General features: G+C 38.2%; 32 protein-coding genes. All 32 read right to left on the bottom strand.

What is annotated here, in order from left to right:
- Positions 1-8: 8 nt before the first annotated feature.
- The 32 genes from PHO71_RS17310 to PHO71_RS17155 all read right to left on the bottom strand — a co-directional run bounded on the left by PHO71_RS17310 (position 9) and on the right by PHO71_RS17155 (position 24,136).
- Positions 9-662 carry a hypothetical protein gene (locus tag PHO71_RS17310; RefSeq protein WP_300205716.1) on the bottom strand — a complete coding sequence of 218 codons (654 nt, stop codon included), beginning with the start codon at positions 660-662 and terminating at the stop codon, positions 9-11.
- On the bottom strand, positions 663-1,412 hold the full coding sequence (locus PHO71_RS17305) for a hypothetical protein (RefSeq protein WP_300205714.1): 750 nt from the start codon (positions 1,410-1,412) through the stop codon (positions 663-665). It lies immediately after the preceding gene.
- 1 nt (position 1,413) lies between these two features.
- A complete protein-coding gene (locus PHO71_RS17300; RefSeq protein ID WP_300205712.1) occupies positions 1,414-1,656 on the bottom strand; it encodes a hypothetical protein in 243 nt (80 codons plus the stop codon).
- Between the two features lie 87 nt (positions 1,657-1,743).
- Entirely contained in the window at positions 1,744-1,959 is a 216-nt protein-coding gene (locus PHO71_RS17295; protein WP_300205710.1) for a hypothetical protein, read from the bottom strand.
- 4 nt (positions 1,960-1,963) lie between these two features.
- A complete protein-coding gene (locus tag PHO71_RS17290) occupies positions 1,964-2,731 on the bottom strand; it encodes a hypothetical protein (RefSeq protein ID WP_300205708.1) in 768 nt (255 codons plus the stop codon).
- Complete coding sequence (locus PHO71_RS17285; RefSeq protein WP_300205706.1) at positions 2,728-3,591, bottom strand: hypothetical protein; 864 nt, start codon at positions 3,589-3,591, stop codon at positions 2,728-2,730. Before PHO71_RS17285 ends, PHO71_RS17290 begins: the two co-directional genes overlap by 4 nt.
- Positions 3,592-3,634: 43 nt before the next feature.
- Positions 3,635-4,021, bottom strand: a complete 387-nt coding sequence (locus PHO71_RS17280) for a hypothetical protein (protein ID WP_300205704.1) — start codon at positions 4,019-4,021, stop codon at positions 3,635-3,637.
- A 179-nt stretch (positions 4,022-4,200) separates the two neighbouring features.
- Entirely contained in the window at positions 4,201-5,022 is an 822-nt protein-coding gene (locus PHO71_RS17275; RefSeq protein WP_300205702.1) for an N-acetylneuraminate synthase family protein, read from the bottom strand.
- Positions 4,994-5,314: a hypothetical protein gene (locus PHO71_RS17270; RefSeq protein WP_300205700.1), complete on the bottom strand. Its 321-nt coding sequence runs from the start codon at positions 5,312-5,314 to the stop codon at positions 4,994-4,996. Before PHO71_RS17270 ends, PHO71_RS17275 begins: the two co-directional genes overlap by 29 nt.
- Positions 5,307-5,960, bottom strand: a complete 654-nt coding sequence (locus PHO71_RS17265) for a hypothetical protein (protein WP_300205698.1) — start codon at positions 5,958-5,960, stop codon at positions 5,307-5,309. The genes PHO71_RS17270 and PHO71_RS17265 overlap by 8 nt, the downstream gene beginning before the upstream one ends.
- Positions 5,957-6,766, bottom strand: coding sequence for an SPASM domain-containing protein (locus PHO71_RS17260; RefSeq protein ID WP_300205696.1), 810 nt, complete (start codon positions 6,764-6,766; stop codon positions 5,957-5,959). Before PHO71_RS17260 ends, PHO71_RS17265 begins: the two co-directional genes overlap by 4 nt.
- A gap of 62 nt (positions 6,767-6,828) precedes the next feature.
- The gene (locus tag PHO71_RS17255) at positions 6,829-7,080 is read right to left on the bottom strand and encodes a hypothetical protein (RefSeq protein WP_300205694.1); all 252 of its coding nucleotides are present in this window, start codon (positions 7,078-7,080) and stop codon (positions 6,829-6,831) included.
- Positions 7,043-7,801, bottom strand: coding sequence for a hypothetical protein (locus PHO71_RS17250; RefSeq protein WP_300205692.1), 759 nt, complete (start codon positions 7,799-7,801; stop codon positions 7,043-7,045). The genes PHO71_RS17255 and PHO71_RS17250 overlap by 38 nt, the downstream gene beginning before the upstream one ends.
- Entirely contained in the window at positions 7,801-8,628 is an 828-nt protein-coding gene (locus PHO71_RS17245; protein WP_300205690.1) for a hypothetical protein, read from the bottom strand. The genes PHO71_RS17250 and PHO71_RS17245 overlap by 1 nt, the downstream gene beginning before the upstream one ends.
- Complete coding sequence (locus tag PHO71_RS17240; protein ID WP_300205688.1) at positions 8,625-9,437, bottom strand: hypothetical protein; 813 nt, start codon at positions 9,435-9,437, stop codon at positions 8,625-8,627. Before PHO71_RS17240 ends, PHO71_RS17245 begins: the two co-directional genes overlap by 4 nt.
- Positions 9,438-9,439: 2 nt before the next feature.
- Positions 9,440-10,255, bottom strand: a complete 816-nt coding sequence (locus tag PHO71_RS17235; protein WP_300205686.1) for a hypothetical protein — start codon at positions 10,253-10,255, stop codon at positions 9,440-9,442.
- A 6-nt stretch (positions 10,256-10,261) separates the two neighbouring features.
- Positions 10,262-10,741, bottom strand: a complete 480-nt coding sequence (locus tag PHO71_RS17230; protein WP_300205684.1) for a hypothetical protein — start codon at positions 10,739-10,741, stop codon at positions 10,262-10,264.
- On the bottom strand, positions 10,741-11,472 hold the full coding sequence (locus PHO71_RS17225) for a hypothetical protein (RefSeq protein WP_300205682.1): 732 nt from the start codon (positions 11,470-11,472) through the stop codon (positions 10,741-10,743). The genes PHO71_RS17230 and PHO71_RS17225 overlap by 1 nt, the downstream gene beginning before the upstream one ends.
- Before the next feature lie 2 nt (positions 11,473-11,474).
- Positions 11,475-13,064 carry a baseplate J/gp47 family protein gene (locus PHO71_RS17220; RefSeq protein ID WP_300205680.1) on the bottom strand — a complete coding sequence of 530 codons (1,590 nt, stop codon included), beginning with the start codon at positions 13,062-13,064 and terminating at the stop codon, positions 11,475-11,477.
- Positions 13,046-13,429 (bottom strand): DUF2634 domain-containing protein, encoded by a 384-nt coding sequence (locus PHO71_RS17215; RefSeq protein WP_300205678.1) that lies wholly within the window; start codon positions 13,427-13,429, stop codon positions 13,046-13,048. The genes PHO71_RS17220 and PHO71_RS17215 overlap by 19 nt, the downstream gene beginning before the upstream one ends.
- Entirely contained in the window at positions 13,426-13,902 is a 477-nt protein-coding gene (locus tag PHO71_RS17210) for a hypothetical protein (protein WP_300205676.1), read from the bottom strand. Before PHO71_RS17210 ends, PHO71_RS17215 begins: the two co-directional genes overlap by 4 nt.
- A 4-nt stretch (positions 13,903-13,906) precedes the next feature.
- Positions 13,907-14,914, bottom strand: coding sequence for a hypothetical protein (locus PHO71_RS17205; protein WP_300205675.1), 1,008 nt, complete (start codon positions 14,912-14,914; stop codon positions 13,907-13,909).
- Entirely contained in the window at positions 14,914-16,560 is a 1,647-nt protein-coding gene (locus PHO71_RS17200) for a phage baseplate protein (RefSeq protein WP_300205673.1), read from the bottom strand. The genes PHO71_RS17205 and PHO71_RS17200 overlap by 1 nt, the downstream gene beginning before the upstream one ends.
- Positions 16,561-16,565: 5 nt before the next feature.
- Entirely contained in the window at positions 16,566-19,166 is a 2,601-nt protein-coding gene (locus PHO71_RS17195; protein ID WP_300205671.1) for a phage tail tape measure protein, read from the bottom strand.
- A 1-nt stretch (position 19,167) separates the two neighbouring features.
- Complete coding sequence (locus PHO71_RS17190; protein WP_300205669.1) at positions 19,168-19,416, bottom strand: hypothetical protein; 249 nt, start codon at positions 19,414-19,416, stop codon at positions 19,168-19,170.
- The gene (locus PHO71_RS17185; RefSeq protein ID WP_300205667.1) at positions 19,400-19,858 is read right to left on the bottom strand and encodes a hypothetical protein; all 459 of its coding nucleotides are present in this window, start codon (positions 19,856-19,858) and stop codon (positions 19,400-19,402) included. The genes PHO71_RS17190 and PHO71_RS17185 overlap by 17 nt, the downstream gene beginning before the upstream one ends.
- 30 nt (positions 19,859-19,888) lie before the next feature.
- A complete protein-coding gene (locus tag PHO71_RS17180) occupies positions 19,889-20,278 on the bottom strand; it encodes a hypothetical protein (protein WP_300205665.1) in 390 nt (129 codons plus the stop codon).
- 76 nt (positions 20,279-20,354) lie between these two features.
- Complete coding sequence (locus PHO71_RS17175) at positions 20,355-21,458, bottom strand: hypothetical protein (RefSeq protein WP_300205663.1); 1,104 nt, start codon at positions 21,456-21,458, stop codon at positions 20,355-20,357.
- Complete coding sequence (locus PHO71_RS17170) at positions 21,451-22,239, bottom strand: hypothetical protein (protein WP_300205661.1); 789 nt, start codon at positions 22,237-22,239, stop codon at positions 21,451-21,453. Before PHO71_RS17170 ends, PHO71_RS17175 begins: the two co-directional genes overlap by 8 nt.
- A gap of 4 nt (positions 22,240-22,243) precedes the next feature.
- Complete coding sequence (locus PHO71_RS17165) at positions 22,244-22,903, bottom strand: hypothetical protein (protein ID WP_300205659.1); 660 nt, start codon at positions 22,901-22,903, stop codon at positions 22,244-22,246.
- Entirely contained in the window at positions 22,896-23,249 is a 354-nt protein-coding gene (locus PHO71_RS17160) for a hypothetical protein (protein WP_300205657.1), read from the bottom strand. The genes PHO71_RS17165 and PHO71_RS17160 overlap by 8 nt, the downstream gene beginning before the upstream one ends.
- A gap of 59 nt (positions 23,250-23,308) precedes the next feature.
- Positions 23,309-24,136: a hypothetical protein gene (locus PHO71_RS17155; RefSeq protein ID WP_300205655.1), complete on the bottom strand. Its 828-nt coding sequence runs from the start codon at positions 24,134-24,136 to the stop codon at positions 23,309-23,311.

Raw genomic sequence — 24,136 nt, 5'->3', positions numbered from 1 at the left:
CGACACAATTATCCCTCGAATATTAGTTTAATGGAAATTCTTTGAGCGACAGATGTTGGATTAGATGCATAAACTCTAATAGTATTAAAGTAAACACCATTTGGAAATTCTAACGCACCAATCTCATTACTTGTTATATACCAACTTACAGAATTACGATAGATTGTAACTGTAACGCCCTCTGGTACATCTACAGAGATATACCGTAAATTTGAATTAATAGTTTGTGAAACATCAACCGTTCCACCAACCGGAACAACAGACTGTGCATATGTTGGTAACATTATAAATGTATCGCTAGTACCACGATCTATTGCCCCACCGGCTGAGGAAATATCAATTATTCGCACTGCATCAATAACAAAAGTCACTTCGTATGTAGTAGCGATCGTATTATTATTCGTAATACTCAATCGTATATCTTTGCCAGATTTAATAGCTGGTGGTATTTTAAATACATATGGATCCTTAATAGAACCTAATTGGTCGGTTCTACTAGGAAAAACCATACTACCGGCATATAACCTATAGATAGAATTATTTGCATATGTATATCCAACAGCAAGTAACTTTACATCTTCCCCAATCTCAATTGGGACTGTAACAACATCAGTAGTCGATGCGGCAATTGTAATTGTCTGAGTTATCTTTTGATCAACCATTTACTTCCGCCGCCCGTTTACCATTATCTTAATATCTTGCGCAACACTTCCATTTTCAAATATAAACCTAACCCAATAGGCGAGGTTATCGATTTCGATTACATCGAATTCATCAGCATGTATATTGATGTTTGATAACGTTGAGCCGTTAGAGAGACTAGAAATTACAGTCGCCCTATATCTAATAAAATATCCAAGTGTCCCATCAACTGCAGTTCGCTGCCAATCGGATGGAATACTAAATGTTATATCACCACTAGTTGTAAGTTTAATTGTGTCATCGACAACGTTAAGTGTAGTCCACGCAGATCCATTCCAATACTGGAAACCTAACGTTACATCATATACACCAGACGAGTCCACTGTAATGGTAAATCCTTTAAACTTAGAACCATATCCAATATATGTGAAATCATTTGTATTGTTAGTTACTGGTGCTACTGCAAATGATGCTTCCATTAATGTGTTATCGTAATATGTATCAGTTAACGCGATATATGTTAAGATCGATAGTGGATTTCTTGTACCATCCATTGTTGCAACATATGTACGAAAGACATCTGTTTTATTGTTAGAAAACTCAACCGCAACACCATCAGATAACGATCCAGCTTCGGCTTGGATAAACCCGATAATTCTTGAATATGGCGCAGCAAATACGAAATCAGAGGTAAATATTTCGTTAGCTGATAAACTTTGACTTGTATTAATTAACTGAATAGTATTCAACGGTTCGATAGCTGCACCCATATTATTCCTCCGCGCCCCAAGCAATAAACGTGGTACTTGCTATATCAGAGTAGATAACTAACGAATCTCCCTGATCTAACGTCATTCCTATAGTCAGAGGAAGTATTCCATTTGGGGCAACCATCATATCATAAACAACCCAATCTGTATCAGCTAACTCTGCAATAGAACCATCAGTAACATGAGCGATCCTAACTACAGCAAGATCACTACCAAAGTTACATACATTGATAGTTGAAATCACATATGACTTTGCAACAGGTACCTGAAGTAGAGATGTATATGTTGCTGCAGCGGGATTTGCTCCACCTAACTTTTTATAATTTGTCATTTAAAGTCCCCCAAGTAAGAACGATCTTGTGTGTGATTCAGTAATATCAGTTGGCGGTACAAAGAAGTACTCGAGGTCATTCCATGCTGATGTACCATCACCAATCTTTAATTTCTTTGTGTCAGTTTCGTATCCCATTTCACCATCATCTAAAACAGGATTATACAAGGCCCAATTATATTCAGTGTCTCGTCTAATTTGAATCTTATATGCCATTGTATCACCTGTATGTAAGCTTAACCGTTAAGTCCTGCCCTGGTGTCATACCACCAACACCAGCACTTAGTACTGCAAACCACACAACTTGTCCTTGTGTAACAACAGTAGGGTTAGTAATCAGCGAACCATCTCGGACATAAATACCATTAACTGGAGTTGCATCATATGAAATACTCATTGAATTACCATTTAATATTGAATGTGCCGAATCATTTGTCCCTAACCTAACATCCACCGTAGCTAACCCATATTCTGGTGCTACTCTAAGATACATTTTAGCACTGACAATTTCCATATCGCGCTCAGCTACAAAATACATAAGATTACCAACGCTCATTGCGCCAAGCTGCATACGCTCTAAATAATCATACCGCCATGAAAACGCTAACGTTCCAGTTCCATCTGATTGTAATACCTGTCGCGTGGTTCCGTATGAAGGCGGTAATGTAAATGCGAGATCAGCCACATTAGCACCAATACCAAGAGTCGTAACATGACCATCACCAGATGTATAGAATCTTATAGGATTATTATGTAACTGAACTTCATACTCAGAACAATCTAAATCTCCGCCTAATACTGGATTAACATCATCACTAACAGTAGTAGGAGACACAAGATAATCAAGAGAATTCCATGCGGTAGTACCATCACCAATCTTCATCTTTCGTGTATCAGTTTCAACACATGGTTCGCCTTCTCGTGGAATTGGATTATATGACGTCCAGTTCGCCGATGTATCTCGTCTTAATTGAAAAATTGCGCTCATGAGCTTGCACTTCCACCAGATAATGTTAAGGACTCTACAGAATAAACAGAATCTGCACGCCCACCATCTATATTACCTATTGCTACGCCACCATCGCCACCAGCTTCTCCCCAATCAAGATTACCGGCGCCGTCTGTAATTAATGCCTGTCCTGCTTCACCATCAGCGTCAGGAAGTATCAGAGAATAAGTAGCCGCTAACGCAGCTGGTGCACTTAATCCAACATAATAAGAGCCAGCACCATAAATTCGTAACTGACTATTGGTAAGGATGCTGAGTGATCCACGACTTGCTATTGTCGCCGCAGAAAGACCGTCTTCAGAATAGATGCTGCTTGTAGTTCTTACTGTTGCAGCTGCTAGTTCACCAGCAATTGTAAAGTTACCAGAATTTGAAAATGCATAAAGACTAGACCAACTTTCAATATCTTCCGAACCAGCCGGTGCATATAACATCTTAAAACTTTCATCTATTGGATTCAAAACTAAAGCTAGTGCCGCATACGCATTAACATACCGTCGCCAAATTCCATCTGTATAGTATGCATTCGAAAGTAGCTCTAGGCCATTTGCACTGTTTGCTCTTAACGATGCTCCAAAATCATCATCACCAATTGCAACTAATTGTGGTAAATCCACAGTTTGAATTTCAAGTGCACCCGAATCGTTTAATCCAGCAAGACCGTTTGGTATGCCAATTTCGAGTGCACCTAAAATCCTACCAAGAGAACCATGTGCAGTAGTAGACGCGATGTGAGAATCTATAGCGATATGAGCTGCCTCTACTCCGTCTTCGAGGTCATTCATATCATTTTCGAAGATGATTTCATCTCGAACCCACGTCTTTTTATCGTAGACCATATCTTAACTCCTACTATAAGTATGTTTTGATATATTAACTCTGCTATTTAAATCTTTCGTTAATAATTTCGTGCCCCCGTATTGTACCATTAACAGATTCCCATGCAAAAATCGGATTGCGAAGCCAGATACCAAACGATATAAACGAATATATTAACGTGCGAGTATCGGTAAATGTGAGATTAAGCCACTCAGAATCTATTCGTTCAATCTTAACATTAAGTAAATAAATTCCACTGATACTTTTATCTGGTACTCGTAATGTAATTGGAGTTATCCGCATTGCTTTGACGTCGATACCTCTATATTTACATAAATTTGCATGAATAGCTAAATATTTATTCTGATCGTTTACCAATTTTAATGCTTTTAAACGGTGTTGTCCCTCGACAATTAATCCTTCATCATCAATTATAAATGGTAGATGCATACCATTTTCAATAATGTGGTTTGCCAAGTCTATATCCAATCTATTATCTAGATACGGATTATATAAACTTGGGTTAATTAGGTGTGGATTATCTTTAATCTCACCTGGCGATAAATATTCAAAACTAAAGTGTTGTATTATTACTTTACAAAAGTCAATGTAGGAATTATAGAAATCCATCAAATGCCTCGTAACTTTTTCAAACAATTAAGTTCTGAACACATTACTTCCATCTTTCCAGTGCCTAACATATCCGGAATTTCTTTTAAAAGATCCGCCATAATCTTAAACTCAGATGGAAGCAGACTAATTGATTGATCTGACCCCCAAAGTGTTCTATCGATAGTAAAATGCCTTTCGATTACTTCAGCGCCCATTGATCTGGCTATTAATGTTGGTAAATAGCCAATCTCGTGCCCAGAATAACCAATCCTATTTCTTGGATATTGGTTATGAAGTGTTTTTATTTTATTTAAATTTAAATCTATATTAGCTGTTGGATATCCAGAAACACAATGCATTAATGTTAAATCACATCCCGTTAGTATATTAACAGCATGACTAATTTCTGCTTCAGTTGACATTCCAGTAGAAAGAATTACTGGAACACCGGAATCCGCAATCTTTTCTAATAATGGATCCGATGTTAACGATGCGCTAGCGATTTTAATAAATGGAATTTCGTATGCAAGTAGAAACTCCAAACTCGGAATATCCCAAGCGCTAGCACTCCAATCAATACCTAATGAATTGCAATATCTATTAATTTCGTTGTACTCTTTTTTTTCAAATTCGATGCGTTTTTTATAGTTTAAATATGTCATGACACCCCATGGTGTTTCCCGTAATATGCCTTTTTGGTCGTTTGGAACACAGATATCAGGACAACGTTTTTGAAATTTTACACACGTCGCACCAACATTATATGCAGCTAAAATCATTTCTTTAGCTAACTTCAAATCTCCATTATGATTAATTCCTAATTCGGCAATCAATTCCATTTTTAAAGCCTCCATTAATGAATGCCTCTAAACAAAGATTACGGTCATCTATATAATATTCACCGGCTGGTTTACCAAAAATTAATTCGTGATATTTTACACCCCATTTAAAAAATTGTGTTAGTGTTACATCACGCCAATCAATTCCACTAACATATCCACGAGCGGTATAAAATATTATGTAGTTACCAGCATCATATAATGCATTAATTAAATCTATAGTATTCTGAATTGGTTCGGCTTCTTCATAATTGATTTTTTGTGTACAAATAACACCATCAATATCAATCACATATCGAACCATTAATAGCCCTCAGAACTTTTAGATCAAGTGTTGTGTCAACATCAATAGTCTCTTCATGTGAAACTTCGAATATACCATGCCCAGCCTTTAACATAAGACCATCATTTAAGAACTGGTCTCTATCAAATAAATGGAAGCAGTGCGCACATTGGTACATTTTTGGAATTGATTTTGTACTTAACGTAGAATAATCAATCGGTGTAATTGATTCTCCAGCTTCATTAAACGTCCAGTTTCGATATTCTTTTACAGACGTTGCATATTCAAATGGCGATTTATCAAACCAACGAATCGCATTATCAATTGTGCTGATCTTCAGTTTAGAAAGACACGGATTCAAAAACATTAGATACAAGTCTTGCATCTGGTTAACATCCGCGAATACATCTATGAGAGGCTCATCAATTTTAGTGCTAGCTGGCGTTCTCTCAATAACTTCAATATTATATTTGCTTGCGATATCGATTAGTTCTGGATCAGAACAAAGCGCATATCTATTTAGTGGTGCAATGAGTGCTTCTAATTTCGCGCATGCAAGATCCCAAAGAGTATCACCATTCTGATTAATTGGTAGTATCAGTTTATTTGGTAATCTTCCACTCGCGAGCCTTCCGGGAATAAACACACTAGTCATGAATAAATGCCTCCATTATCTTTAGTGTATCTACCAGCATCCTTTTGGCAAAACTTGCACGGGCCAGTAAAATCACTAATAACACAATCTAGAATAAAACTCGAACGTTTCTTACAAATTAAAATTTCTGAAATCGGTGTAGTATATATATTACCGAGTATAAATGATTTATGATCTTCAGCATCACCGCGTATATGACAACATGGTGTAACATCACCAGTATAATCAATACCAATAAAACGCATTGGTTCATAACACGGTCTATCTCTTTCTTGCCGCTCATTTTTAAAACTTAATTTATTACTATGTAATAATCCACCACGATCTTCAATGATACCAACACGAGTAGACCAGTTCAGTTCAACTAAAATTAACATGTTTTCATGAACCGCACAAATTCTACTATGACTAATTAATGTAACAAGTGCACCTAATTCAGATAATTTTTTTATCCAAAATTCGACTCCTTTATTATCATAATCCATAATACTAAGTTCATCTATGTCAAATTCTAATGTTGTTAAGTAGTCACCATTAGTATTAGTAACTAACTTGGTATCTGGTAAAAGAAGTCGTGCTAAAGAAATTCTATCCTTTAACAGTTCCAAATCACTTAATGGCTCATTATATCTAGAAAAGCTGATTGTTTCAACATGATTTTTTAAGCCTTTAAGTAAATCGATATAGACATCACGATTTAATTCAGTATGACATGTTCTATCAATCTTTTTATTTGGACACCAGTAACATTTTCTATTACAGAATGAATGTATTTCAATCTCTAATAATTTAATTGTTGGTATCATCTTACATTCCTCTAATCTTATATAGGAACTATAAGTATTTAAGTCTTACTGAAAAAAGGAAGTTAGATGAGAAAAATTGCGACACATAAAATCGCACCAATAGCGAGTGCCTTTCCCATCAGATAGTATGGATATTCATTTTCAATTTCATCTAAATTTTTCTGCGGCACCTTATGTACATCTATGCCTAAGAATATCGTACAAAAACCAATCCACATTGCATGCACTTCGGATGGTTCATTCAACCACGTATCAAGCGTTGATTCTCTGTTCCATTCAACAGTATCGCTTGATAATAATTCCTGCTGTTCCATCTTTACCAACTGCTCCAAATAAACCATTACTCGAATTACCCCGGCTACCACCCAATCCACCGGAAGCTTCTAAACGAATCGATTCATCAAATTGTGTGTAGTAGCAAATTATAGCACCACCAGCACCGCCACCACCGCCTCCGCCAGAACTGCCAAAATTCTGTTGCTGCCCAGCGGAACCGGCCGATCCGTTAGAACCATTGGCTTTGATAGTACCTCTACCAACGATCTTACATGCAAGAATTATAGCAAGACCACCGCCTGCACCACCATTACCACCAGCACCACCAAAGCACTTTGGATCACCAGCTCCACCGCCACATCCGCCACAACCAAATTTAATTGGTTCTGTCGTCGGTGCGAAAATGTCTAGATCTAACATTAATAGATTCATAGAACCAGTAAGATATTTTACAGAACTTGCACCTACAAATCCTGCATGTCCTTTTCCACCAGCGCCACCTATTCCATAAAGACCAACGCCCTGTGTCCCTACTTTTCCTATACCACCAGCACCGCCAAAGCCGCCACAACCAGTCTGATCAATAGAGCCGTGCAAGGTAAGTGTACCACTTACCTTAAGTTTAAGAATTCCTGTCGAGTCGTAAACACGCACGCCTGGATTAATCGTTAAATTATGAAACTGTTTGACGCTACCAGCGAAGTCTGTGTCTTTAGTAATAACACAATCACCGTCAGACCCATTGCCAAAAATGTTCATTAATATGACCCCAATATCCACCATTTATTTGTAGTACAATCACCAACAACTATTATATTATCTGTTGGCCCTAATGTTTGTGATGATGACCCATCAACTCTATCTGGATCGGCTCCACGCTGAAGTGTAATCGCATGAGTAGAGCTAGCTGTATTTATAATATGAAACATTGCTCCCTGTAACGACGTATCAGCAAGCGAGGGCAACGTTAGTGTAATATTACTTACACTACCATCAACTAATATAATAGCATCTGTATTTGTAATTGTGCTGTTAGATGTAACTAATCTTGTATTGACTTTTATCTGATTAATATGTATATTTGATATTGCCGTGTTTATTCCATTTAGTGTATTAGCCGGTGTTGATACCCAAGTACTCTTTCCTATAATCCTATAAAGCTGATACCGCAGATTATTTATTTCATCTAACATACTTCTGGTAGTCGCTGTTACAAATCCAGTTGGCGTAGTTGAGTATGTTGTGGTTAATCCCTGAATACTTGTCAGTGGGTGCATAGACGCCCATTGTGTATTACTCAGGTGTTGTGATACATACGAGTTAAGGGAGGAAATTGTTCCAACCTGACTGAATAAGTTATTTTGGTCTATCACATATGTAGCATGATTAATAAGATATGTGATTTCATATGCTGTTAAATCACCACCGGCACCGGGTGTAATAGTATCTAACTTATTCCATGCAATTCGTAGAAGGGCTAAGTGTGTTATTAGATCCTCTCGAATTTGAGCAAAATCTTCATTAACTGGTGCAGATTGAACCACAGTAAGTGGTTCATAATCTGATCCTTGAAAGACATTACTCATCTAATACTCCTCCACTGTCCAATATCGTATCTAGCTATCAATTTAACAGACCAATAGTTATCCATAAATACATCATCATGCGTAAGTACAGTATCATCGTCAATCTGCTGTCCACTAGCTGGATAGATTCCTAAGTTATTTTCCTGTGTAGAATCACATTTAAATGCAATTTCACGACCATTCATTGCTGATGTAATTGTTGGTAAATAAACTTTTGTGACTGCAGAACTAGTATTAGCTACAAATAAATAGTCATTCGAGTTAATACTGAGTGACACGTCGCCCGGCCCAATTGTTCGAACACCACGCCTTAAAACGGTAGGTGCCAGTGAACCAATACGACTGTTTAGTGTTTCGATAGATGATACCGGCGTATCAGCCCACGTTGACTGTCCTAATAATTTATGTATAGCATATCGCATATTATATACTTCATACATAAGATTACGCTCAGCAGCTGTAGTAAATCCACCTGGCGCATATGTGTACGCTACTGCTGGGCCACCGACATAATTAATAGCGTGTCCATACACAGCTGTTCTGTGTGCATTAATAGCATTAACAAAGTCAGCCGAATTAGAGATATCGGATGGACAGTTATTTTCATCTAATCGTAAGTAGCTGGCGTTTAACTGGGAAATAATTTGATTCCCAGTAATTGGTGTACCCGCGCCAACTTCTATTGTGTCTAACTTTGTCGCAATTTCATCTAACGAATCTAAGTGGCTATTTAGCAATGCTAAAATCTCATTGAAGTTTGCATCAAATTCGCTGGATTTAATCTCATTTCCACTTTCAAATACTATCATTTTTAGCCCACCCTATACCATGAATTTGTGGCACCAACTGCGACAAACATTACCGAGTAATGACTATTTGTATTAAATACTTCAACACCATTATAAAATACTTTTGTTCTATGAGCGACATCTGTTGTGCCAGCTCTACTTTCAACTTCAATTACTTTACCGCTGTATGTTACAGCACTTGGGAGCACATAAACAGTTTCACCACCAGCTGTTGGTGAATTATCTATTATATAATAATCAGTTTCAGTAAAGTAATAAGTACCATTTGCTGTGAGAGATCTAATATTTCCTGTAAATCCTGTACCACCTGTAAATGAATCCATCTGACTTTTTAGCTGTGCTACAGTTTTAATAGGTGCATCCGTCCAGTATGTAGCACCGGTAATTAGTTTAATCATTCTACGGATATTATTAACCTCATCTTGTAGTGATCGTGTTGATGATGTTACTAACCCAGTTGGCGTTGTAGTGTATGCTGTTGATATTCCTTGTACTGTCGTTACACCATGTGTTGTAGTCGAATGCGCACTCATAGCACTAGATAAGTTAGCATCATATGAAATACCAGATGGCATCCGAGCTTTATAGATTCTATAAGCAGACGCGTTTAAGATGGCAATTAATTCACTGATAGTTTGTGGAGCCGTAGCTCCATCTTCTATCGTACCCAGTTTATCTAACGCGGCTTGAATTGCACTTAAGTGATAGTTCAAGTCATGCATAACCTGAGCAAATTTCTCATTCATCTCGTCTGCCCGAATTGGTGTTCCCGGCTCAAAGCTAGATCCTTCAAATATATTGTCGTCAAGTTCAGGCATCTATCATCACATCCATTTATCGCCATCATCAAACAGTGTATCTGGTGAGTCCCAGAATGTTTCGCTCCAAATCAGAGTTACAACAACCCCAGCTGCTACTATATCATGTAGTAGTGCGATAATGTCGTCTTCTCGTGCTTCAAATTCTGTTGGTAAATAAATAGAAATACCGCCAGGTGCGAGTTCATAAATCTTAATAAGCTCCTGATCAACATCTAAAAGTGCTGAAAGGAATGCCGTTATTGCTGGTTTTGTGCCAGCTGATGCATAAATTGTGATCAGCTGTGATAGAAGTATCCTAAAGTTTGCATCGGTTTCACCAACGTCGCGAGACATGGCAAAGAATTTACCAATTTTATCTAATGCCGCACCACGAGAAGTTAGTAGCGAATGACTATATTTTACTCCAACACAGGCTGCTAAAGTTTCATCTATCTGTAAAGCGATTGCATCTAACAATCGCTCACGGTTAGTCGCGATTGTCATTATACTCTCCTATAGAATAGTGGGAATGCTTTAGCCATTAATGTGCGAACATCCATTCTATAATTCATTTTGATAGCATCAATACTTGGAAGAGATCCAGAAACAGCTGATGTCATCTCAGCTTTAAACTGAACAAATTGATCACCACGACCAAGTAATGGATGTAATGGTACATATTGAATTGTAACGTTCACCCTGTCAGCATTAAATTCATATCCAGGTGTGTCAACATTTACAATCTGCTCTGTAAACGCGCACTCTTCTACAATATTTGTCTTATCTCCTGCTCTGCCAATTCTTGCTAACCCAACGATAGCGTGCCCAATTCTACATGAATTTAAATACTCTTTTCCTGTACGCCAATATTCTTCTAATCCAACAAATGTTAGTTCATCAATCGGCCAATCTGTCGACATTCGATCATCAATTAACGAAATTGAAAATTCAGTATAAATTTTAGTTGGATCTATTAATTCCCAATCTGACCAAAACTCTGCAATATACGCAGATGTTAACCCACTTCTCCAGTAATATAGAATCTCTGAGCCAGATGGAACTGTTTGTGCTATCTCAAATTCTGTATATTCCTCAACACGACTTGTTGAGTCACGAACATCAGAAAGGAGTGTTCCGGTACTACCGGAAAGTCGAACACTCCCAGAAATTATTTCACATGAAGAAAGCGTACAATATTGAAAATCTAAATCAGAATCCCAAATATGTACAGGCACTCTTATCCCTCATTAATTGTTATCGTTCCGCTTACAGGCATCTCAGTCTCTGCACTAGCTACATAGGTCTCTGATGGTACATCATTAATCTGTAATAAATTTACAGTAACAGTTTCTATTTCACTACTCACGGACATAGCTAATTGAATAATCTTGGATACCCATAACTTTTCTTCAGTTGCTAAGTTATTAACAAAATCCGTAATTTCATCACTAATATGATCACGAATATTCGTTTTCTCTACAGCATTAAGTGTTGTATCTGGATCGAAATAAACAGTAACAGTAATATCAATTAATGCATCCTCTAATCTATAAAACCATGAGAATGGATAGTCCTCTTCACCATAAGCATATACACTATTAGTGCCATATCCGACAGCTTTAATACCGGCTGCCCTATATTCCTCAATAGCATCTACAATATCTGCTACTTGTCCACCACTAACAAAGACTTTAATAATCCCTTGGCCAAGCGTTGGTGTATAATCCTCTACATAATAGTCAACTGAAACAGTCTCACCACTTTGGTAATTTGTAGTAAGTACGATTCCTGCAGCTGTTTCAAACGATTCAATTTCAAATGCACCTGAAACTGAACCCGTGACGCTTACTACATTATTAACAGACCCTTCGCTTACAGGAATAGTATCAGAAGTTCCAGAAGCAACAAACGAGTCTTGGATGTGCGTAAGTGATAATTCTTTAACAATAACATTTGAAACACCATCCACGTTTCTAATACCAGTAGTGATTGATGGGTTTGTAGCCTTACCTAATGATTTAGCGGCGTTCTGAATTCGCATACGAAGTGACGCATCAGACTCAGTGTTAGTACCAGTAACAATTTCGGCTTCATTAGCTACTGAGTGTACGAATGAAATAGCTTGTGGTAAGACTGTAAGTGAATTCGCTATTACATTAGCTAAATCTGATTCTAAAACTGACTGTACACTAGCTGTAACTGATAATGGTTTATACGTAATATATACAGTACGTCCAGTTGGAATAGTACCATTTACAGTAACTTCTCTGCTTGAGAATGTTGCTCCAGTAGTCCAATCAACTGCAGTATTATCTATAATACTTACAATTTCACCGATTATATTTTCTGTGTTAAATGTTGTACTAGCAGTTGGAATAGGTACAGCTTCATCTGTAATCAGTGGATTAAAGTAAACAGTCTCTGTTGTATAATACGTAATTGGATATTCTTCTGATGTCTGAATTTGCGTATTAATAGGAATAACACGCGAAGCTGACCCGGCTGGTAGCACTTCAGTTCTATAGAATGTTACTTCACCAGTGGCAGCTGTACCTAAATCGCGTTCGATACCAACAAGAGCTGCGAGTGCATTAAGAGAGCTACCTGTTGCTGTTAAAATAAATCCCATATCATAAACATTTTTTAACTCTGTCCAAACCTTTGCTAACTCCAGCGCATACAATTCACTAATTACTCGCATGGGACTACCTGGTGTTAAATCGATATCTGCACCAAACAGTGATTGTAATCGTGATTGAATATCTGTTAATATAGTTGCAAAGGATTTAGTAACAAAACCAGTATTTGTTACACCAACTTGTTCCATGCAAGACCCCCGACTAATTCTACACTTTCTTCATCAACAGTAGTAACTGTTATTTTAAGATTCACTACTCTATTAGGACTTCTGCTTACATAAATTTTATCAACACTCTTAATTCTAGAATCTCGCATAAGTGCATTTTTAACTGTATATTTGATAAAATTATCAGATGCATTGTACCCAATGAGATCCTGTAACCTAGTTCCAAAATTTGGAATAAAAACATTTTCGCCTTCAAACGTATTAAGGATAATTTTAGTAGCTTGTACTAAATTATCCGTACCAGAAATAATACTAAGCGACTTTGTAGTAGACGAAAAATCTAGGTCAAAATCAGAACTTAGTTTAATGTTTGTTCCGTAACTCATGTTACCTCATCTACCGTAATATCTTCACCATTCGCTGTAATTGTAGTTCCTGTAAGAATTACAGAACCGGTACTCGTCAGTTCTATCTTCGCGCTACCATTCTGAATAACAATTGATGTAGCATCTTCGATACTGTTCGTAGAATTTTCATCCACTATCTGTCCAATGATAATTGGATTACGCAGTTTAAAAGATCTAAAAGCAATGATTACGTGCGTTCCAACTTGGATAGGAATGTTAATAAAATTAGATGCTGAAGCGTAAAAGGGTTGTACGATTCGAACTTCAGTCAGCATTAAGTCTGAAAGCTCCGGTACACGTACATCAGCGCGATAGTTATTTTCATCAAATACTTCTACTATTCCTTCATAAACGCCGTACACATCTTTATTGAATGTACTCATAATCATCGTTTTAATACTATCTAACAATTCGAGTGCTTGTACGCGCGCTGGCCTCAGCAAGTTTCGCATTCTCTTACCCCACTATGTTAGCGTAAATTTCTATCAAATAACCGTCTGAATCACTAAATGAGTGAACAACATCACTAGTAATATAATAGTGTTCATTGTATTTAAATATTTCGCTTCGTGTAAAGCCCACCACGCCAGTAGTTTTAACTACCATGACAGTTGGTATAGGTGTACTCTCTGTCTCGTCACCAGCGAGCTCTGTGAGGTCTACAGAGGTATCATCGGTATCCGCATACAGTTCTTCGTCCGATTCTAAGCTACTTACATCGACAGTTTCCATTCTATAATCAAATAGGTCTTCATCTCCAAGAACCAGAATAGTTAATGTACCATATGACTCTTTATCGGAATCAAGGGCGATTAATATTTCACTGTTCTGTTCATTGTACTGAGCAATAACATCCTTGCCTATTTCAGTCTTAAAGTTAGATACAAGTTCTTGTAAAATTTCAAGAACAGTTTTTTTACCAATCTGGATATCCGTTTCTGGAAGTATGTGATCTAGATTTTCCCAACCAGGCACAACGCATTTTACACGATCTATTCCTAAAATCTGCAAGGCACTTTGCAAATCACCAAATGTTTTAAGCACATTACTATATGCAGCTTCACTTACTGTACGTGGCCTAAGCGTATTCATTAAAAAGTCTTCAATAAGTGCACCATTAAATGTATACTTTAAATCTTGGCCGTCACTTTCAACAACAACGGTTTCTATGATACCTGAATAAATTTTAAATTTATTAACATCTTGCATCCAATAGAACCGCATAAATACTTGGTCACCACTAGTCAGCTGTGCATTCGTCGGTAGATTCCATGTGGTTAGTGAGAAAATGTTATTCCCAGTAGTCACTGATTCGGTAACAGAAACCTCTATATCCAACTGGGTGTTATTAAATGAAAGGTATGCGTAAGTGGATTCAGCACTTACGGAACCAAACGATCTTGGGTTTACCTGTTTATGAATGAGATCAACTACAATACGTGCCTCCCGCATCTCATCTACCATTACGTTTCACCTTCATCAACAATAGATCTAACATTTCTAATAGTTAATACTTCTGGACTGAATACAAAAATTTCAATCTGAGTGCCTACACCTAAAATACCAATTGTGATATCCAACGTTCTCTGGCTTGTTAATGAGTCATCCCAATAGTCATCAATAGCCTCTTTAGATTTATTATCTAAAAGCGCATTAGCTGCCGTTGCATCTAGAGTCATACGCGCTCTATATGTGAAAAACTCCATCTGAGGACTTCCCCAAACTGTAGTAATCGGTGCAGTATATCTAACCGGTGTCCAGTTCTGTTTTACAGGATCCAGATACTCTACCTGGTATGAGTATGATTTATTAATCCTAAATCCGTATAGTTTTAATTTATCTCTAGCAATAGATCCCTTTTCAAATGTAGTGCCGTTATGTGTTGGTGCAGCATGAATTGCTTTAATTGCTTTCCATAAGAATGTCTTAGGCTCATCGCTAATACTATATCCACTGGGTAGTACCCATGGATAGGTAGCAAGCATTGAGTAAACATCACCCATATCAAAAGCATATGTTCCGATATTCTTTAAATCATTTAAGCCATTTAAAACCGCTGGTAAATCAGCAAATAATAGCGGCTCAAATGGTGCATCTTCAGATCGGTAAGTTGTACGAACGCGGAATCTACCAAAATTACACGTATAATCAATATCTTCATTCTTACGCATAATGGAGCTATTGATACCAGCCTGCGATGTGAACGAAAGATCATATGTATAAGTAGATGAACCATCAATACTCATATCGATAATGCCAGACTTCCAATAATATTCTGGAATATTACCAAACTTTCCAGATATCTCATCAGACATTTCATTATAGATATTTCGGTTAAAGAAATCCATAATATCCCACTTAGCGAACTTATCACGCCCGTCAACATAAACGTTTTCTAAAAACGTTACAGTATTTTCGGAACTAAGTGGCTCTGACTGAATAAGCATATTATTTAAGAATGCTTCTTCGACTTCAACGTATTCTAGATCTTGGAACTGCACACGAGTTGCCTGAATACTAGCTGTAGTTATTTCACGAGCTTCAGCTGAGAATGAATATGCTAAGCTCTCAATAACTAAATTGTCTAATAGTTCATCTAGATCGGTACTAGTTGTAAGTGTAAATACACGTCTATTATTCTTTAACGACTCTAAAATTTCTACTAACTCTTTAACTGTAAAATACATTTCTTCAGCAAGAACTTCATCCATAGATACTTGGTCTTGCTCCCAGATTTCTCGTATTTCATCAATCGTAAGTGTTTCAATAGCAACTTTTCCATCAGCACTTAACTTATCAAAGTCAATAAATAAATCATCCTTAAGAATAATATCGAATGTAACTGTTGCTGGATTCGATTTAGTGAACTGTGTTTTGAATCCACCGATAAGTGTTGGATGTGTAGGTAAATTTACAGTCTGCGAATAATCGATATTCTGAATGGTAGGAATAGAATAAATATGTCTCCTATCCTCACCATCAATCAGAAAGCTAAGTTCCGATGCAACGGGGCCTTGAAGTTGGGTGATAAAATGCTTACCACCCTTCGAGTCTACCCACGTATATTGTTTTGTATTTGTTAGTCTAGAAAGTGCGTATGATGCCGCCATTACAATCAGCTCTTAACTCTGTATTTTGTTGCTCCAGTCATTACGTCAGTCACTTTAGCGGCGGTTGGGCCAGTGATCTGCATACCGTTAATGTGAACTGAATTATCGATTTCCTGTCTATATACTTGCCCTGCTCCTAATCTTGTAGCAGATGATTTCCTTCTCTCAACATTATATTCGTTTTCTGCTCTTGAAACTTTTCCCATACCAAGCGCACTACCAGCACCAAATACTGCCAGACCGGCTAAAGCACCCCATGGGCCACCAATCATTAATGCAACCTTAAGTGCTGCAATTGCTGAGATCAGAACATAAATAGATCTCGCTAGATTAAATGATCCCTTTTCCATAGCTTTTGATGCTGTGGAGAATGCTGCCATTACTGCTATGAGTGCGAACATCTCACCATACATAGCCATTGAGCCTGCAGCAAGTTTCGCTTTAGTTGACGCGACAGATGTTGCTAACATACTATTCTGTGCAGTAGCGGCTCTAGTAGTATTTGCCATCGCTGCAACTTTTGCTTCTTCGCTAGCAATTACCTGCCTTGTCTGTGCCTGCAGAATCTTCGAGTTAGCCATATACTCGGCATTCAGTACTGCTACCTGTTCCTGTTTCTGAGCAAATGTTAAATTACTCTTTGCCCAAATTGCGTCCATCTCAGCTACAATACGTGCCTGCTCTGCGATCGTATTATTCATTATCGCAAGCATTTCATTAAGCTGAGCTACACTTAGGATACCTTTACCTTGTGCGGCGAACATTCTTTCCTGCATTGTAGCTTGGCCCATCATAACACTGCCAAGATCTAATACTGCAGTTTTTAAACCAGTGAATGTTACACCAGCTTTCATATTCTGGCTAGTCAGGAGCGCGGTTGCACCATTGATCGCATAAATTGTACCAGCTAATGTAGCATATGCTGTAAACACACTCGTTACAACAGCAAGTAAAGCCAGCATTGAACCTAAGACGTATGTCTTAATCACTGACGGAATCTTGGTCATACCCTTTGTGAATCCAGTAACAAGAATATCTATTACTTTCACAAGTGGGCCGAATGCCATTCCAATTTCTGCTTTTAATATTGTTAGGTTATTGGTAATTCGTTCAATTGCAGACGCAGTATTATTTGTAACATCAGCATATAACTTCTGAGTACTACCACTCTGCTGTACAGCTTTATCGACACGATTCCAGAGTTCTGGTTCTGCCCTAATCAAGTTGTTCAGTGCCTGCTGTGATGTAACTTTACCACCAAGCATTGCAACTATTTCTTGAGATGCCTTAGCCTGATTCTCGGACTGTTGGACATAATCACGCAGAGTCTGGATAATCTTATTCATATCAAGGAAATCCGCTTCAGAGAAACCAAAGGCCGCCTTGAATTTATCACGAATATCAGCTTTAGTAAACTGCAGGAGCATCTGACGGAACGCAGCACCGGCACCTGGCATACCAGTAGATGATAAGATACCAAGATACTTAGCTAAGTCCTGAACAGCAAGTCCAGCCTGGAAAGATGAAGAGGCAGCGTATTCGAACCACTTAACCATATCTTCCAGTTCAGCAGTAGATGCATTAGACGCATTTGCCATTGCATCAACGATTTCGGTAGACTGACTGATATTCATTTGGAATGCTTCCATAGTACGGATAACTCCGTTGGCCGCATCCGAGTACTGGATGTTAGCAACTTTAGCTGTACGCAGAACATCTACTACAGCTTTCTGATTCTTTGCTACATCAATACCTGAAGCAGAGAAACGCTCCATTGCTTCAGCATAATCATTAATTGTATATGTTTGTCCAACAGATGAAAGTAAAATCTGTTGTTCTGTAACTTTGGTTGTGAACTCGGTAGATTTTGCAAGGTAATTTGCATAAACCTTATCGAACTCAGCAAAAGATTGAATAGTCTGAACGAGTGCCATTCTCACTGCACGGACAAAAGGATTCAGATACATTTGCACAATGTGCAAACTAAATGCTGCAGTGAAAGAATTCTTAATGACATCATTCTGTTTTTTAGCGTATTGCGCAACTTGTTTTAAACCAGCCTTTCTCATATTGGTTTCGGCGCGAATCGAATTACGCTGGTTACGCTCTTGCGTACGCTGCTGCTGCGCGAGCATTTTCGTCTGTTCGGTCTTTGCTTTTCTTTCAGAAGCAAGATCTTCAGAACGATATCTTAATTTTCGATTCGCGTCCTCTTCAGTCCATTTTAGCTCCGCAGCACGCCGCTTAGCCTCAATGGTTGCAGATTTCGCTCTATATGCATTAATATCAATTTCTTTCTTCTTGAGTGAATCTTTTAGGGCAAGTTCTTCTTTCTCAAAACCGGCAAGAGCACTGAAACGCTTGAGCTGTACTTTCATCTGCTCAGCGGCACGCATGCTTCCGATATCTTCTGGTTTAGCTTTACCCGTAGCACTCATGAAGCTTTTAAGATTGTCTCCAGTTAATGATACACCAGAACGTGTTCCCGGTTCCAACTGTTTCTTCAGATCAACCGCATATGCTTTAACGCGATTAATATCTGCCCGCAGTTTCCGTAAATTCGTTATCTGTGGTGTAACATTAACTACTTGTGTAATTTCTGCCATATTAACGTACCGCTTTCATTAGTTTTATCTTTTGATCCATAACTTCGCGGGAGTCAGTTGGTAGAATCGTCAGTGGATTATAGTTCTTAGCCTGTTCTTGTTTCTCCTGCATTGCCTTAAGTTCGTCATCATATATACGCTGACATACAATAAGAAACAATATTTGAACGCGCGTAAGATCAGATAGAGAATCGGTCAGCTTGTATCCGATTCTCTCAGAATGTAATAGAAAATCAAGCTGTCTTCCCATCGGGGATTTTGCGAAATTCTTCTACGGTTTCCTCAATTTCGCTAGAATATCCACTGATGCCTCTAACAAACTCTGCAAGATCTTTAATTCCAGCTAACTGTCTTACGAGTTCTACAGTTAACCCGGTAGTGAAATCCTTCATTGCACAGTAAGCAATATAGATGTTAATCTCCACAGTGGAATTTAACATATCTTTGACATTAAGTTTGGTGAAGTCGAATTCTGCCTTCGATTTCTCGTCATTGAATACAGATGCCAACATATAGTTACGCGTGTACTCATCCTTGATTGCTGTAAACATAAGCGATTCAGCTTCATTCATTTCAAGGTCAGTAAGTGGCCTAACATATACTTTCCCGGCTGGAAGCTCGTATTCCTTAGCAAGATTCTTTCCTCTAACAATCAATTCATTAATGTCAAACATTGGAACTTTTGGTGTCATAATATTTACCTCCTAAAAAATTAGGGAACATTAGTTGTTCCCTGCGCTTATAATGTCAGATCCAGCATTGCTGGCAGTAAGGTTCAGGCAGATTCCACTGAAAGTCATAGTTGGAACGCCACCTTCGTTATCAACCTCAGATGGGTTGACGCTAGTGAACCGGCAGTTTTCGAATTTCATTTCATCGAAAATCCAGTCGTCATGGTTATCAGAATCTGTGTTATACAATCCGATGTCAAATCTATTTCCATTAAGTGCAGCTGCAAACATCTCTCTCATAACAGGTGCATTAACCGCTTTGACAGTGAAGTCAAATGCGAATGCTCTGTTCTTCCTTGAGAAACCTACATTCTCACGATCGATAGAGTGGATAATATCGTGAGGAGTTTCAATTGATGGAGAGAATGAATCGATGGGCACAATCGGAGATTCTGTCCCATCAACACTTACGAACTTTACACCTAATCTAGTATTCCAGTCAACCATTTATATCACCTTAAGCACTAAATGCGACAGTCATATTCAGAGTGTGAATTGCACCAGAATACTCAATTGCTACAGTTACATCCACGGCACGGTTAGTTCTAGCTGTGGTAATTATTGTTGCCTGAGTCGGAGTTCTGGCATTCTGATCAACGGCGAGAGCAGTTGCGACAGGAATATTAACGGCGAATGAATCTATTTCACCAAGATTGACTGCGGCCTGCATTATGCTGTTGATGTGGTTACGAAGGCTTGCCATACCAGATTTGTTAATCCTAAGGTTACCAATTACAGCTGGTGAGGTTAAACCCGTCTTTAGTTTATATACAATGTCATCAATGGCTCTTCGAACATCAACGAGATAAATCCCACCAGCTCTTGTCCCAAGTGTGTACCCGCTCTTCAGAACCAGAGAAGTTCCAGCGAAATACAGGGGATCAAAGATTGGATTGATATTCGCGGCATCCATTAGTGAGAACTGAGTAGTAGTGAAATCTGCACTCGGAGTAGAAATTCCAGAGAGTGGTTTCATAACAGGGGAGTCCCATGGATCTAATCCAGCAAGCAGACCTGCTACTGCAGCGGCTACATCACTGGTTGTGTTATGGGCAATACCAATTAGTCTTGTAGTGTTCTGACTCATCAGATTACCAATAGCAGCCGGCATAGTAGATGCATCTTCTCCACTTGCAAGCATGAATACACCGACTCTTTCTGTGACTGAACTTGCTACATGATTATCGAGTGCACTTGAAATGTATGCGGTGTCGCTAAGTTCGACAGTGTTGGCAAGGACAACGATCTGGACATCCTTGGTTTCAAGGACTTCGAGCGCATTCTCAACACCAGTTAAACTCTTCGGGTCATCAATTTCCACAGCCCAGACACCAGAAGCACCATTTTCAAATGCTAACTTAATAGCAAGTGAGAGCTCACTGTCAGTTGGGTAGATGGCATCAACTTCGGCGTAAGACCCAAGTTTTACAGGAACTAAGGATCCACTACCTGTCCCAACACCTACAATAGCGACAGTCCCTTTGTCACTGGTTGGAACCTGATAAAGACCAGTTGTATCTACATCAATATTTACAAACTGCATGTTCTTTTCCTCATTCAATTATTGTTGTTTCTTCATTGATACGTACGATCACTTGTTTTACTGGGATAAATTCATCATCGGAGAGCACTTTAATAAATGTTGTCTTACAAGCGACAGTGCAGTCATAACTAATAACAGTTAGTAAATCACTACCAACTATTCTAGAAATGTCTGTAACAGAGCCTCTATCAACAATGAATCCATTAATTGGTTTAAATATATCCCCGAAGTACAATTCCATCCATTCAATTGCCTGTTGCATTATGGAGTGAGCAACCGTATATCCTCTTGAAATATACGAATAGTTAACCGTTACGGTTTGTTCAGTTGGAAGTGTTGCGAAGATTATTCCAGTATTAGTTGTATTAACTGTGTAATCAACTTCACTGCTAATTGAATTAATCTGTATTAATGGTTCTATCTCATATTCTAAAGTATCCTCAACGATCGGTATTACAACATCAGTTGATGTTGTCACATCATCTGCAACTACTGTAAACCGTACTCTAGTTGAATAGTACTTTGAAAACTGAAACTTATTTGTTTCATAAACTGGTATAGTTTCGGCTTCATCATCCCATAGTAAATTACCATCATCATCTGTAGCCTGGATTAACGAACGATACTGATCGATGGAATTATAATATTCTCGCCATTCGTCTAAAAAGTTTATACCAAGTACAGGATTAACGTATTCATTTAGGGAAAATGACTCTAGCACACGTGTTATGTTTCTGCCATCGATGGTAACACTGGGCAAACTATTACGTAATAATATCTTATATTCTTCTGGAATCATTAGATCACGTCCAAGCAAAACTTACATTGTCACCATCAACTGTAAATCGCCCAATAATATGGGGATCGCGCTGTGCTTTAGAGTATCGTGTAAGTTCTTCGGCTGCGGTCATCGCCGCGCCACCTCGCGCTACACGCTTCCTAATTGTAGATTCTTCAAATCCCTTTGCGACAACTCCTTGCTGCATTTTTTGCCTAACATCGCTATACGCTAGTTTGACTACTCTGGCTATTCCTATCTCTTCAAGTGCACGTTGAAACACCGGCCGTTCTGGTATATTAACTGTACCGGAATCTACACCGAATGAAATATATGCTAAAACTGTAGCAACCGATTCTTTACTACGAGGTTCAATTGCCCCATCATCTACAGTAATAGCGATTGCACTTCTAACTTTATTACTCTCGGTAAATGTATTTACTTCAATCGCTAAACTACTTAAGAGTGTACCAGATTCGATATATAACGTTTCTTCGGCTTGTGCTTTTTCCGGAATACCAAATTGTGTAGGATTGTACAAGATCTCAATTATTTGATTGGCCCAAGCTTCAGCAATTTCTTTTGCGCCACCAATTGAGTACTCATACGCTACAGCAGCGCATGTTTTAGCTGCAACAGTAGTTAATACTCCAGCTAAATCTTCCCAATCAATTGCTTTAGCCATTTAATATCGCCCGCTCAAGTATGTACTTTTTATAACCACCGTCTAGTTCCCAGTCATCGATTGTCTTGACGCACCAAATTCTATTAATTTCATCTTTAACTAGATCATCTGGTTGTAACTGTACGTCTGAAGTGGGTGCATATAACTTCATGCTACCAGTTTTCAGATATCCCTGTGGATATCTAGAGACTTCTTCAGAAGTCATAGGTTGTAGAGAACCACTAAATGCGGTATCAACAATAGTTTTCTTAGTAGGAAAACCATTATTATCTACCCAGCTTACGACACGAATTCGATAAAGTGGGTGCCCAATGCTCCTTATTGGATCTGTGCAATTATAAATCATGGTATCTCCTACTATATATATGTTTCTGCAAAGAAAAGAGTTGTATTTAAACCTTTCTATTATTTAACTCTATAGAAGCCACGTTTAAAATAAGTGATTACTTTCCTAAACTGCGCTTCGGTTTTATTCATTCTATCACGTATGAAAGCAGTAGATGATGATTCACCAGAGCTTGTACTGTTTTTAATCGTGATATCACCAATCTTAATTTGGCTGGCATCTGTGGCCGTACCGTTATCGTATGAGGTATATTGTGCAGTATAATAGATACTCGCGATCTTCCATGACAACATGTTAATTAGATCGTCATACCTAGCATCTCGCTGGGTGTAGTAATAGTTAGCTTTAAGTACTTGACTTCCAGTTATCTCAACATCAAGTTGAATCCATCCATCTCGAGCGTTCATATTGATGATGGTAACTGGTTCCTTCTCAGTGAATTCATAGATTGGTAAAGTCTGCTTAAAAACTTCCAAGTCTAGTGGTGAAACTGTTCCGCCGCAATTAAAGTCAAAAATGAACTTATTTGGAAGTTTATAATAGTTTTCGGTAATAAGCTTAAGTTCATCACCATAAGCATATTGCGAAATTTCCAGTAGAATTTCCCGTCTAGCGACAGATACTAAAGCTACTATGTCAGAATCACTCAATTCATCCGCAGTTAACTGGCAAACAATTCTAATACGACTAATTAAGTCTGCCTCGAATGTAGTGATGGTTCTTGTATTACCTTCTTCGCCAACTGTAATTACAGCTCCAGTTGCTATTTCGTTGGAATAATATTCTTTTTGATAACCGGGAACTGTATCAAACAGTTCCCCGTCTACAAAAATAGATATTGTTTCCAACACCGGAGTAAATACCGGAATTGAAAATGTCGCAGTCAT

It is taken from the genome of Bacteroides sp. (assembly GCF_028690125.1).
Taxonomy (GTDB): domain Bacteria; phylum Bacteroidota; class Bacteroidia; order Bacteroidales; family Bacteroidaceae; genus Bacteroides.
The sequence above is the reverse complement of the archived record's forward strand: the minus strand, read 5'-3'. Positions and strand labels throughout refer to the sequence as shown.